Here is a 12,231-nt window from a genome sequence, read left to right on the forward strand (position 1 = left end):
AAGAATCAAATTATCGAATACAGTAAAAATGGGAGTAATTAAGTTAAAAAACATCCGAACGTTTTCCTACCACGGCTGTTTAGTGGAAGAAGGTAAAATCGGCTCGGATTATGCGGTGGATTTGGAAATCAAAACCGACTTGCGTAAATCGTCTTTTTCCGACGAGCTTACTGATACCGTGGATTATGTGCATCTGAACAAAATCGTGGTGGAAGAAATGGACATCCGTTCCAAATTGCTGGAGCACGTGGCGCAACGCATTATCGCCCGGATTTTTCACGAAATCCCCGCCGTTTCCCGAATTATAGTAGCGGTTTCCAAACTGAATCCGCCTATTGGTGGTGACGTTGAGGCGGTTACCATACAACTGGAGGAATACCGCAGTTAATTTTTTCAAAAAGTTTGCAACTCTGCGCCGTTACGGCTTTGCAACTATAAAAAAATATTCTATATTTGCCCACCATTAACACTGGCATCGTGGCCGAGTGGCTAGGCAGCGGTCTGCAAAACCGTCTACAGCGGTTCGAATCCGCTCGATGCCTCTGAAACCTTCAAGGAAACTTGGAGGTTTTTTATTTGTAATTTTTTGGAAAAATCAGGTAAAGATAGTCGCGGTTCGAATCGTTAGATTGCTTGTAAAGCTTTCAGGGAAACTTGGAGGTTTTTTTATTTGTGATTTTTAGGAAAAATCTGGCAGAGAGAATCGCGGTTCGAAACCGTTCAAATTTCGGAGACCACTATTGTAGAGAGGGTTTTCATGTTTACAGCTCGAAAAGATAAATACAGTGGTATGGAGATATTTTAAAAAAGAAAACCCTCAAGTTGAGGGTTTTTATATTGTTTGGTTTTCGAGAAATTTAATGCGTCTGCTCAATCTTCTCCAACGTCTCTTTTACAAATTCTTTTTCTTTCGGGAACCAACCCTGAACCATAAGGATAACACCAAAAACAATCAGCAAAATACTGCTTATCTTTTTGATTTTGATGATGTTGGTAGGAGTCAGTTTACTTCGCAATTGCTTGGCTAAAAGTACTTTTCCGATGTCGGTAATCAAATAGGATCCAATTACGGCCGAAAAGAAAATAGCCATTCGAGACGCTTCCATGTCGAATTTTGGTCCGAACGTAATGATGATCGCCAGCCAGAAACCGAGAACGCCAATATTGATGAAGTTCAACAAAAACCCTTTAATAAAAAGACTGAAATAATCTTTTTTTATGATTTCAATGAATACCTCATCGGGATCGATAAGTTTGTGGGCTTTTCGTAGTTTAAGGAAGGTAATCAGCCCGTAAGTAAACATGATGATGCCACCGAAAATAAATAGGGCCGGATCGTCTTTAATACTCTGGATCAATCGGTAACTACTGAAATACGCTACGGCGATGAAAAAAACATCGGCCAAAACCACTCCAAAATCGAACGACATGGCTGCCCGGAAACCTTTGGTAATACTGGTTTCGAGTAGCACAAAAAAAACGGGTCCAATCATAAAACTAAGAAAGAACCCTAATGGAATTCCGGTTAGGATGTCGTCAATCATTCAAAAGCTGTTATTCTTACAAAGATATGAATTTAGAATTTAGAATTCAGAATCCACAATTCAGGTGCAGGAATTCAATTTTTTTTATTTAGTGTTTTTATTCAGATTGTGCTGACGAATTGTTCCTCCGGCAACCGTTTTCTGGTTAATCTGGCGTGGATTTCCGTAAATCGTAATGTTGCCTCCGGCTCTGGTTTTGGCATCCACCAATTCGGTAGCGGTTACATCGGCTTCTCCGCCGGCATTGACCACCACGACAGTTTGCTCGCCTTCCAAAGCACTGGCTTTAACGGTTCCTCCTGCGGTTACCACAATATCCTGATTGTGTGCCTTCCCGGTTAATCGCACCATCGCCCCGGACCCGCATTTTACTGTAACTCGTTTTACATCCAACGTCAGTTTGATTTCGGCACCTTCTTTGGCGTTAACATTAAAATCAATGCCGTTAAAAGTAGCCGGACTGGAGACATAAGCGCCTTCGCTGGCTTCCACACCGTCCAGTTTTTTAAAGTGTACGATGGCCGTGATTTCTTCGCCTTTCAGCAATTTTTTTAATGTCATTCGGATTTTCAACTCCCCGTTTTTATTGATGAGTTCCACGTCTTCCTTACGGTCTCCGGAAAGTTCCACTTTGGTTTCGGTACTTTCAACAAGTTGCACGGATATCTTATCGAATACTTTCACCGTGGAAAAATCACCTACATTTTTCGTGATTTTTTCCTGTGAAAAACCTAACTGTGTTGCAAAAAATACGGCAACTAAAACTAATTTCTTCATAACGTTAAATTTTATTCCTGTTTTCTGATATAATGAAAATCCAGTTGTTTTTTAACCAAATCGGCGTTCTTTACCTTAACGTAAATTTCGTCGCCCAATTGTAACAGGTTGTTGGAAACTTCGCCCACCAACGCATATTGTTTTTCGTCAAACGTATAGTAATCGTCTTTTATTTCGCGGATGCGCACCATGCCTTCGCATTTGTTTTCGATGATTTCGACATAAATGCCCCATTCGGTCACCCCGGAAATTACGCCCAGGAATTCCTGATCTTTGTGGTCCTGCATGTATTTCACCTGCATGTATTTCACCGAATCGCGTTCGGCACTGGCGGCCAAACCTTCCATTTGTGAGGAGTGCACGCACTTTTCTTCGTAATCGTCTTCACTTACACTTTTTCCGCCATCCAGATAATGTTGTAACAAACGGTGTGCCATTACGTCGGGATAACGACGAATGGGTGAGGTGAAATGCGAGTAATAGTCAAACGCCAGTCCGTAATGCCCGATGTTTTCCGTTGAATAACTCGCCTTGCTCATGCTTCGGATGGCTAAAGTGTCAATTAAATTCTGCTCTTTTTTCCCCTGAACGTTTTCCAACAATTCATTCAGTGATTTTGAAATCCCTTGTTTCGATTTGAAATCCAACGTATACCCGAATTTCGAAATCACGGTTTGCATGTTGATTAACTTGTCTTCGTTCGGTTCGTCGTGTACACGGTAAATGAAGGTTTTCTTTTGTTTTCCGATGAATTCCGCCACTTTACGGTTTGCCAAAAGCATGAATTCCTCAATCAGGTGGTTCGCGTCTTTGGCTACTTTGAAATAGACGCCAATCGGTTCTGCATCTTCATTTAGGTTGAATTTCACTTCTACCTTATCGAAGGAAATGGCGCCGGCCGCCATACGTTTTCGGCGCAGGATTTTTGCCAGCTCGTTCATTTTTAAAGTAGCTTCCACAATAGGGGCCTCCACTTTATATTCTTTTCCGGTGATGGAAATTTCTTCAGGAATCGTATCGTTTCCGTTGGTTTCAATGATGTGTTGCGCTTCTTCATACGCAAAACGCTGATCGGAATAAATCACGGTTCGTCCAAACCATTGGTTCGTCAATTCCGCTTTGTTATTCAGTTCGAAAACGGCGGAGAACGTATATTTTTCTTCGTGCGGACGTAACGAACACGCGAAGTTACTCAACACTTCGGGAAGCATCGGCACTACTCGGTCTACTAAATACACGGAAGTCGCTCGGCTGTAGGCCTCATCGTCCAATATTGTTCCTTCTTGAAGGTAATGCGACACATCGGCAATGTGAATTCCGATTTCGTAGTTTCCGTTGTCTAATACCTGGAACGAAAGCGCGTCGTCAAAATCTTTAGCATCTTTAGGGTCGATGGTGAAGGTTAAGGTATCACGCATGTCACGACGTTTGGCAATTTCCTCGGCGGTGATGGACGTGTCGATGCGTTTCGCATAGGCCTCCACTTCCAATGGGAAATCGTACGGTAATCCGTATTCGGCTAAAATCGCATGAATTTCCGTGTCGTGTTCGCCCGGTTTTCCTAATACTTTGATGACCGAACCAAACGGAGAATCGGCTTTTTTAGGCCAGTCTTCCATTTTCACCAAAACGACATCACCATGTTCGGCTTCGCCTATTTTGTTCTTCGGAATGAAAATATCGGTGTACATTTTGGCATTCGCGGTTGTAACGAAAGCAAAATTCTTCTGTATGTCGATAACTCCAACGAATTCTTCTTTTTTACGTTCCAGAATTTCCAGAATTTCCGCTTCGGGTTTTCGGGAACTTCTTCGGTTGTAGATGTAGGCTTTTACCTTATCGCCGTCTAGCGCGTGATTCAGGTTAATGGCCGGAATAAAGACATCGTGCTCCAGTTCTGGACATACGAAATAACCGGTTTTTCGGCTGGTCATGTCGACCGTTCCTTCGTAGTATTCGGCTTTGGAAATAATCTGGTATTTGCCGATTTCAGTTTCGTGAATTTTGTCCTGAGCTTTTAATACTTTTAAATCCCGGATGATTTCATTTCGGCTTTTGGTATCGGTGAGTTCTAAGGCTGCGGCGATTTGCTTGTAGTTGAACGACTTACTTGGCTCTCTGGACAATATTTTAAATATCGGAGCGGTAAAATCATGTTGTTTTTTTCCTAATTTTTTAGGTCTGTTATTCATATGTTCATTTCTTATAATGTTGAAAATTACGAATAACTATTAAGATTTTTAAGGTTAAAGCGCATTATTTATACTAAAAATAACTTTTGTATCTTTAGGGAAAGCAATTTTATGAGCGAATTTGTAACCGTGGCCGTTTTTGATTACCCGCACGAAATTACCGTGCTCAGACATCTTTTGGAACAATCCGAGATTCAGCATTTCTTTGAAAACGAAACGATGATGAATATTGTGCCGATGTATTCGCAGGCGCTGGGGGGTATCAAATTGAAAGTGCATCCGAACGATGTGGAAACGGTTCAGGAAATTTTAAAAAATTTGAGCGGTGATTCGAATTTGAAAATCGTTTGATTTACCTTTGTACAAAATAACTGCAAAACACAACATAAGAATGAAAATCTCCATCGGAAACGACCACGCCGGTCCGGATTACAAAAAAGCCATCGTAGCCCATTTAGAAGCCCAAGGACATACCGTTATCAATCACGGCACTGACACTTTTGACAGTGTGGATTACCCGGATTTCGGTCACGCGGTAGCCAACGACGTGGAAAACGGAACGGCTGATTTTGGCATTATCATCTGCGGAAGCGGAAACGGCATTGCCATCACAGCCAACAAACACCAGGGTGTTCGCGCCGCTTTGTGCTGGATAAATGAAATTGCCGCCTTGGCCCGTCAACATAATGATGCCAACGTAATGAGCATTCCGGCCCGTTACACCAATATCAAACAAGCGGTGGAAATGGTGGAAACATTTTTAACTACCGATTTCGAAGGCGGAAGACACGCGACCCGAGTAAATAAAATTGCCTGTCAGTAAAGATTATTAGACTAGTCAGACTTCTTAGACAATTTAGATTGTTAGAAAGTTGGATAAACTGTCAAAGTCTAAGAAATCTAAGAAGTCTAACAATCTAAGAAGTCTAAATTGTCTGAAATGGAACACGAACACAACCATCGAATCCATAAACACCACGTTGAAGGCAAAAATTTGGTGTATTCCATTTTGCTGAATGTGGTGATCACACTGGCACAGGTGGTGGGTGGTATCGTTTCCGGGAGCTTGGCACTGATTTCCGATGCCTTGCACAATTTCAGTGATGTCTTGTCACTGGTTTTTAGTTATGTGGCCCACAAATTATCAAGAAGAAAAGCCTCTATCAATCAGACCTTCGGATTAAAACGCGCGGAACTAATCGCTGCGTTTGTCAATGCTTTTACCTTGGTTATTGTCGCGGTGTATCTGATTTATGAGGCGATAAGCCGGTTCTTTCATCCGCACGAAATCGCTTCCGATACGGTGATTTGGCTCGCGTTGCTTGGCATTGTCGCCAACGGCGCTTCGGTTTTATTGCTTAAAAAAGACGCCGACCACAATCTGAACATGAAGTCGGCCTACCTGCACTTGCTGACCGACATGATGGCTTCCGTAGCGGTTTTAGTGGGCGGTTTATTGATGAAATACTACCAGATTTACTGGATTGACAGTGTAATGACATTACTCATAGCGATTTATCTGATTGTAGTGGGCGTCGATCTACTGAAAAAATCCACCAAAATGCTCATGCTTTTCACCCCGGAACACATCGATATTAAAGAGATGGTTCGCGAAGTGCACAAAATCCCCGGCGTACGAAAACTGCACCACATTCATGTATGGCATCTTAACGAAGAAGAATTGCATCTGGAGGCGCATCTGGATTGTTCCGAGGATATTAAAATGAGTGAATTCAACGACTTGCTGCATCAGGTGGAAGACATGTTTTATGAAAAATTCGGTATCAATCATATCAACATCCAACCCGAATTCCATAAAGAAGATCCCAAAGATTTTATCGTTCAGGATTAGTATCACGTTTAAGCTGATCCGACTTTCCGAACCTTTGCTTTTAAAAAAGCAGCTTATTCTTTTGGAGGCTTGTTTTTTTTTAGTAACTTAACCAAAGTTTTGATTATGAAGGATTTGACATAAAATCCTGATGGTTTGAAACGTCCACTAACAACTGCCACATTTTTCCCGAACAACCGAAATGAACCGTTCAGTCTTATTTCCCACATAAGATTGCAAGGCTTTTATTTCTGTATTCAAACCCTTGGTTTTTTGGGTGTATTGTTCAACAACCCGGATTATACATTTTTATGTTAAATCATTTTATTATGCACGCATAATAAAATAAAATTCACCATTTTTGTTAAAACGTAAACAACACAACAATACAACATGAATAAATTTACAATTACCAAGCTATTGGTGGCCAACAGAGGCGAAATCGCCATTCGGGTTTTCAGAGCGGCTTCCGAATTACAAATCGATACCGTTGCCGTTTTTACGCATGAAGACCGGTATTCCCTGCATCGTTTTAAAGCCGATCAGAGTTTTCAGATTGGAGACGAATCGGAGGCGTTGAAACCCTATCTGGACATCGAAGCAATCATAAAAATAGCCAAAGCCAATCAGGTGGATGCCATCCATCCCGGCTATGGATTTTTATCGGAAAACGTCGATTTTGTGCGAAGATGCGAAGAGGAAGGCATCATCTTTATAGGTCCGCGCAAGGAGGCCATGCTACAGTTGGGTGATAAAGTGGCGGCCAAAAAAGTAGCCACAGCCATTGGCGTTCCCGTTATCACCGATTCCAAAAACGATTTGAATACTTTGGAAGACGCGTTGTCCGAAGCCGAAACCATCGGCTATCCAGTCATGTTAAAAGCGGCGGCCGGCGGTGGCGGAAGAGGAATGCGCGTGGTTCGTAACGGCGAGGAGATGCAAAATGCCTTTAACAACTCCAAAAGCGAAGCGCTAAAATCGTTTGGCGATGACACCGTCTTCCTGGAAAAATTCATTGACAATCCCAAACACGTTGAGGTTCAGATCCTGGGCGATAATTTCGGCAATATTGTCCATTTGTACGAACGCGACTGCTCCGTGCAACGTCGTTTTCAGAAGGTAATTGAAATTGCTCCTTCGATACTTAAAAATGAGACGAAACAGAAGTTGTACGACTATGCGTTAAAAATTGCGAGATACGTTAATTATAACAATGCCGGAACGGTAGAGTTTTTGGTGGATAAGGAGGAAAACGTCTATTTCATTGAAGTCAATCCCCGCATTCAGGTCGAACATACCATCACCGAAGAAATCACGGGAATCGATATCGTCCGTTCCCAGATTATCATTGCGGCCGGACATCCGCTGACCCATAGTCAGATTTTTATCCACAAGCAGGAAGACATCCAATGCAAAGGATGGGCTATCCAATGCCGCATTACCACCGAAGATACCGAACACGATTTCAAACCCGATTACGGAACCATCATCGCCTATAGAAATGCAGGAGGCTATGGTATTCGTCTGGATGAAGGGAATTGCTATACCGGTGTAACGGTTTCTCCTTTTTTCGATTCGATGTTAGTGAAAGTGTCTTCGAGCGGCAGAACGTTGAAAGGCGCTTCCGACCGTTTGCGAAGAACCTTGGAAGAGTTTCGAATCCGAGGCGTGAAAACCAACATGCCTTTTTTATTGAATGTACTGACTAATGATCTTTTCCGAAATGGCGAGGCTACGGTGAATTTCATTCAGGAAAATCCGCAACTGACGATTCCCGATCCGGAATATTTTAACGACCGGGGCACCAAAATGCTGAAATATCTGGCCGAACTGAAAGTAAACGGGCATCCCGACGTAACGAAGTACGATCCAGAAAAAGTGTTCAGAACACCCATAATTCCCGAAGTTTCCAGGGAAGATTTTCCTAAAGGCACCAAGGATTTACTCAACGAAATGGGAAGGGAAGCTTTCATCGAGTACATTAAAAACGAAAAGAAAATTTTCTATACCGACACCACCTTACGCGATGCGCATCAATCGCTTTTTGCCACCCGTTTGCGCAACTACGACATGCTGAAAGTCACCGAAGGGATGGCCAAGAATTTCCCGGAATTGTTCTCGATGGAAGTCTGGGGCGGGGCCACTTTTGATGTAACGATGCGCTTCCTGCATGAAGATCCGTGGGAACGTTTGCGCCTGATTCGAAAATCGGTTCCGAATATTTTACTCCAAATGCTCATCCGAGGCAGTAATGCGGTAGGCTATGCGGCGTATCCTGACAACGTACTGGAACAATTCATCATTAAAAGTGCCGAAAACGGCATAGACGTCTTCCGTATTTTCGATTCGCTGAACTGGATGGAAGGCATGACCCACAGCATCAAAACAGTTCGAGAAAAAACCAATGCGATTGCCGAGGCCTGCATCTGTTATACCGGGGATTTTATGAATCCGGACCGACAAAAATTCAACCTTCAGTATTACATTGATTTGGCGAAACAGTTGGAAGCGGCGGGTGCGCACATGCTGGCAATCAAAGACATGGCCGGGTTACTTAAACCGTATGCGGCCGAAATCTTAATCAAGGAGCTGAAGAAAAACATTTCCATTCCGATTCACCTGCACACGCACGACACGTCCTCGGTGCAATCCACAACTTACGTGAAAGCGATTGAAGCGGGCGTTGACGTGGTTGATGTTGCGCTGGCTTCCATGAGCGGCTTAACCTCACAACCGAATTTCAATTCTTTAGTGGCCATCATGCAGGGTACAGAAAGGGAGAATCCAATCCACCTTAAAAAGTTAAACGAGTATTCCAATTATTTTGAAGCGGTTCGGGAATATTATTATCCGTTTGAAAGCGAACTCAAAGCCGGTACCGCCGAGGTGTATGAGCATGAGATTCCTGGCGGACAGTATTCCAATTTATTGCCACAGGCCCGTTCGTTGGGATTGGAAGACCAGTTCGAAACCATTAAGCAGAATTATGTGGTGGTGAATGAGCTGTTCGGGGATATCGTAAAAGTAACCCCATCGTCAAAAGTGGTGGGCGATATGGCGTTGTTCATGACATCCAATAATTTAACCGCAGCCGACGTAATGGAAAAAGGGGATACGTTGGCGTTTCCCGATTCGGTGAAGCAGTTGTTCCGGGGCGATTTGGGTCAGCCGTACGGCGGATTTCCGAAAGCCCTGCAGCAGATCATTCTGAAAAAAGAAATTCCATATACCGAAAGACCCAATGCGCATTTAAAACCGATTGATTTCGATTTGGAACTGCAATTGTTGCATCAGAAATTCGACGACAAACTCACAACGGAAGATTTATTATCGTACATCATGTTCCCGAAAGTTTTCGAAGATTTTTACAAGTTCAGAAAGTATTTCGGCAAGGTGGAAAAACTACCGACACCATATTTTTATTATCCGTTGAAGGCGAATGAGGAACTAATTGTCAATCTCGATTTGGGAAAAAACATGCTGATCAATTTCCGATACATGAGCGAACCCAACGAAGACGGCATCCGCGAGGTGTATTTCCAGATTAACGGTCAGACGCGCAATATTGTCATAAAAGACAATTCAATCCAATCGCTAAAACAAGCCAACGCGAAAGTTTCGGGATCCGATGATATAGGGGCGCCGTTGCAGGGCCGCTTGGTAAAAATTCTGGTCAATGAAAGCGAAGAGGTGGAAAAAGACAAACCCCTTTTTGTGATTGAAGCGATGAAAATGGAAACCACTATTTGTGCCCCAAAAAGCGGAAAAGTCGCTAAAATCGTTTTGAAGCAGAATTCTATGATTGAACAAGACGATTGTGTAATGCAGATTCAGTAATTTTGAAGGACCTCATTTCCGAATTAAAAAAAGCACCATGACTTCCGGACCACTTTTAAAAAAACAATATTATCCTATCAATACGCCGCTGTACAATTATCTGGATAAATACAAGCGGGTGGTAAAAACTACTGTTTTTTATCAGGATTTGTTGCGCTTTCAGGGTTCGGTGGTGGTGTATGATCAAAACAATGAGGATACGCTTTGGGTTCGGGTTTACTACAATGAATTCGAAAAGAAGGAAATTGATGAGAGTCTGAAAAAGATATACACCTTACTGCATTCCGACGGCGACGAACGCAACATCAAAAACCTCACGGTCGATTACATTGATTTTTGCACATTCGGAAATTCGAAACCGTTTCGGGTGAAAATCCGGAACATTTTGAACGACAATTACACACATTTTTATGTCAAAATTGCCGATGCTTCACGAATCTTCGGTTTGGAATTGGAACACATTCTGTCGCCCAACAGCATTAACTTTCTGGTGTATCAGGAAACGCTCATCGAAGAGCATATAGTGGGTATTCCGGGAGATGTCTTTCTGAAACATCATTTGGATAAATGTACCGAAGCCGAGAAAGCCCAAATCGCCAAAGAGTTCGTCAAATTCAACGAGCGGTGTATGATCGGACTTTTGGGCGACATGCGTTCGTATAATTTCGTGGTAATTCCCATTTACGATTACGATCATATTGTGTTTAAAATCAGAGCCATCGATTTTGATCAGCAGTGTTATGAAGGGAATTTCAAATTGTACAAACCCCATCTGTTCAAGGAGAATTTTCTGTTTACCCAATTGGTGAAAGACAAACTGAAAAAAAGTTCCATCGAGCAATACCAAAACGAAGAGCGTTCCATTCTCGTCAAACGATTGGCGGGTTTTGAGGAACGTTTGAGTGAACTTTTATTGGCGATGAAAGCAAACGAACTTTCCCCAACGATTAATTTGGAGCGATTGAAACAGGAAACATATAAGGTAACCATGGATAAGAATTTTAAAAACGCCACTTCGATGGGAGAGATTATGGAAGCCGCACTGAATTTCATGAAAAGAAACTACAACAGCCATCATTCCATGGAATAATATTTTATCATTTCAGAAAAAGATACAGCAACAGCAGTTGCCCTATCAGTATGCCGAAAAACTTCCATAAGAAAGCCATCTTGGAAATTTTATGCCGAAAAAGCAGCATCCCGGTCAAACCGCCGATTGATCCTCCTGTAAGCGCAAGACCCAAGAGCATTTTTTCAGAAATTCTGGATTTTTGGCGCACGGCAAGCCACTTGTCTGTTCCGTTGAAAAGAAAAGCCAGGCCGTTAATTGTCAATAAATAAACCGTTATCGGATGCATGTTGAGGTGTAAATTGACCCCAAAGATACTTAAATGGCAAATGAATTTGTCACAACGAATTTGCAATCCCGTTTTCCAGTTAATTCTCGAAATCAAGATTTAACGGTTCACTCACGGTTTTTACGTTAATTATTTTTTTACCGGTGGTCGGCACGGAAGTATCGACTACTTCAAAGGTTAATTTGTCGAACCACATTTGTCCGGTACCGCGAAGCAAAGCCCCGTAGGATATTTTGGAAGCCTTTTCGGATACGTCCAGAACGATTTCGTATTTTTTCCAGTCGGTGGTTCCCACAACAGGACGTTCCATCATGTTGTCAAAAGCCAGAAAATTTTGTGAATTGGCCTGACCGATGCGCAGCCAAAAACCCGCTTTACCAGCCACCTCATGTGTCTTGATGTAGCCGCTCAACCGGATTCTTTTGCTTTTGAATTTATCCGGTGAAGAACTTTGCATCAGGGTTCCGTATCCGTCAACAACATTTTCTACGGATTTAATGGTCGCGGCATTTTTTCCGTCCATTCCGGCACCTTTGTCAATGCCCATTTCATAACTGTCTGATTTACTACCCGCTTTGAACCAACCCGATGGCATTTCAAAAGCAAGTATTATAAAAAGCATGACAATAAAAAGGATTGTTTTTAAAGTAATTGTTTTCATTTCTTGGATGTGTTAATTGGACTTCCCTTTG

General features: G+C 42.5%; 11 protein-coding genes and 1 tRNA gene. 7 read left to right on the plus strand and 5 right to left on the minus strand.

The window, feature by feature from the left end:
- Positions 1-28 precede the first annotated feature (28 nt).
- Complete coding sequence (folB, locus tag BLQ05_RS11090) at positions 29-388, plus strand: dihydroneopterin aldolase (RefSeq protein WP_023576244.1); 360 nt, start codon at positions 29-31, stop codon at positions 386-388.
- An 83-nt stretch (positions 389-471) separates the two neighbouring features.
- A tRNA-Cys gene (locus BLQ05_RS11095) sits at positions 472-542 on the plus strand.
- A 315-nt stretch (positions 543-857) separates the two neighbouring features.
- Here BLQ05_RS11095 and BLQ05_RS11100 read toward each other — a convergent pair.
- The 3 genes from BLQ05_RS11100 to rnr all read right to left on the minus strand — a co-directional run bounded on the left by BLQ05_RS11100 (position 858) and on the right by rnr (position 4,513).
- On the minus strand, positions 858-1,544 hold the full coding sequence (locus BLQ05_RS11100) for a LysE family translocator (protein ID WP_023576243.1): 687 nt from the start codon (positions 1,542-1,544) through the stop codon (positions 858-860).
- 84 nt (positions 1,545-1,628) lie between these two features.
- A complete protein-coding gene (locus tag BLQ05_RS11105) occupies positions 1,629-2,321 on the minus strand; it encodes a head GIN domain-containing protein (protein WP_023576242.1) in 693 nt (230 codons plus the stop codon).
- A gap of 11 nt (positions 2,322-2,332) precedes the next feature.
- Positions 2,333-4,513: a ribonuclease R gene (gene rnr, locus BLQ05_RS11110; RefSeq protein ID WP_023576241.1), complete on the minus strand. Its 2,181-nt coding sequence runs from the start codon at positions 4,511-4,513 to the stop codon at positions 2,333-2,335.
- A gap of 111 nt (positions 4,514-4,624) precedes the next feature.
- On the opposite strand from rnr, the gene BLQ05_RS11115 reads away from it, so the two are divergent.
- The 5 genes from BLQ05_RS11115 to BLQ05_RS11135 all read left to right on the plus strand — a co-directional run bounded on the left by BLQ05_RS11115 (position 4,625) and on the right by BLQ05_RS11135 (position 11,271).
- Entirely contained in the window at positions 4,625-4,864 is a 240-nt protein-coding gene (locus tag BLQ05_RS11115; protein ID WP_035654422.1) for a putative signal transducing protein, read from the plus strand.
- A 40-nt stretch (positions 4,865-4,904) separates the two neighbouring features.
- On the plus strand, positions 4,905-5,336 hold the full coding sequence (gene rpiB, locus BLQ05_RS11120; RefSeq protein WP_023576238.1) for a ribose 5-phosphate isomerase B: 432 nt from the start codon (positions 4,905-4,907) through the stop codon (positions 5,334-5,336).
- 117 nt (positions 5,337-5,453) lie between these two features.
- Entirely contained in the window at positions 5,454-6,365 is a 912-nt protein-coding gene (locus BLQ05_RS11125; protein ID WP_023576237.1) for a cation diffusion facilitator family transporter, read from the plus strand.
- Positions 6,366-6,737: 372 nt separating this feature from the next.
- Positions 6,738-10,181, plus strand: a complete 3,444-nt coding sequence (locus BLQ05_RS11130) for a pyruvate carboxylase (RefSeq protein WP_023576236.1) — start codon at positions 6,738-6,740, stop codon at positions 10,179-10,181.
- A 37-nt stretch (positions 10,182-10,218) separates the two neighbouring features.
- Entirely contained in the window at positions 10,219-11,271 is a 1,053-nt protein-coding gene (locus BLQ05_RS11135; protein ID WP_023576235.1) for a hypothetical protein, read from the plus strand.
- A 7-nt stretch (positions 11,272-11,278) separates the two neighbouring features.
- Here the strand turns inward: BLQ05_RS11135 and BLQ05_RS11140 are convergent, their stop codons facing one another.
- Together BLQ05_RS11140 and BLQ05_RS11145 are read right to left on the minus strand one after the other, a co-directional pair.
- Positions 11,279-11,635, minus strand: coding sequence for a DUF1294 domain-containing protein (locus BLQ05_RS11140; RefSeq protein WP_238321141.1), 357 nt, complete (start codon positions 11,633-11,635; stop codon positions 11,279-11,281).
- Positions 11,619-12,200, minus strand: coding sequence for a hypothetical protein (locus tag BLQ05_RS11145; protein ID WP_023576233.1), 582 nt, complete (start codon positions 12,198-12,200; stop codon positions 11,619-11,621). The genes BLQ05_RS11140 and BLQ05_RS11145 overlap by 17 nt, the downstream gene beginning before the upstream one ends.
- Positions 12,201-12,231 lie beyond the last annotated feature (31 nt).

It is taken from the genome of Flavobacterium saliperosum (assembly GCF_900100625.1).
GTDB classification, from domain to species: domain Bacteria; phylum Bacteroidota; class Bacteroidia; order Flavobacteriales; family Flavobacteriaceae; genus Flavobacterium; species Flavobacterium saliperosum.

Bases quoted from the DNA above. Each gene is read 5' to 3' on its own strand.
- BLQ05_RS11125 (WP_023576237.1), top strand. From the start codon at position 5,454: ATGGAACACGAACACAACCATCGAATCCATAAACACCACGTTGAAGGC.
- BLQ05_RS11115 (WP_035654422.1), top strand. From the start codon at position 4,625: ATGAGCGAATTTGTAACCGTGGCCGTTTTTGATTACCCGCACGAAATT.
- BLQ05_RS11100 (WP_023576243.1), bottom strand. From the start codon at position 1,544: ATGATTGACGACATCCTAACCGGAATTCCATTAGGGTTCTTTCTTAGT.
- BLQ05_RS11145 (WP_023576233.1), bottom strand. From the start codon at position 12,200: ATGAAAACAATTACTTTAAAAACAATCCTTTTTATTGTCATGCTTTTT.
- BLQ05_RS11130 (WP_023576236.1), top strand. From the start codon at position 6,738: ATGAATAAATTTACAATTACCAAGCTATTGGTGGCCAACAGAGGCGAA.
- folB (WP_023576244.1), top strand. From the start codon at position 29: ATGGGAGTAATTAAGTTAAAAAACATCCGAACGTTTTCCTACCACGGC.
- rnr (WP_023576241.1), bottom strand. From the start codon at position 4,513: ATGAATAACAGACCTAAAAAATTAGGAAAAAAACAACATGATTTTACC.
- BLQ05_RS11135 (WP_023576235.1), top strand. From the start codon at position 10,219: ATGACTTCCGGACCACTTTTAAAAAAACAATATTATCCTATCAATACG.
- BLQ05_RS11105 (WP_023576242.1), bottom strand. From the start codon at position 2,321: ATGAAGAAATTAGTTTTAGTTGCCGTATTTTTTGCAACACAGTTAGGT.
- rpiB (WP_023576238.1), top strand. From the start codon at position 4,905: ATGAAAATCTCCATCGGAAACGACCACGCCGGTCCGGATTACAAAAAA.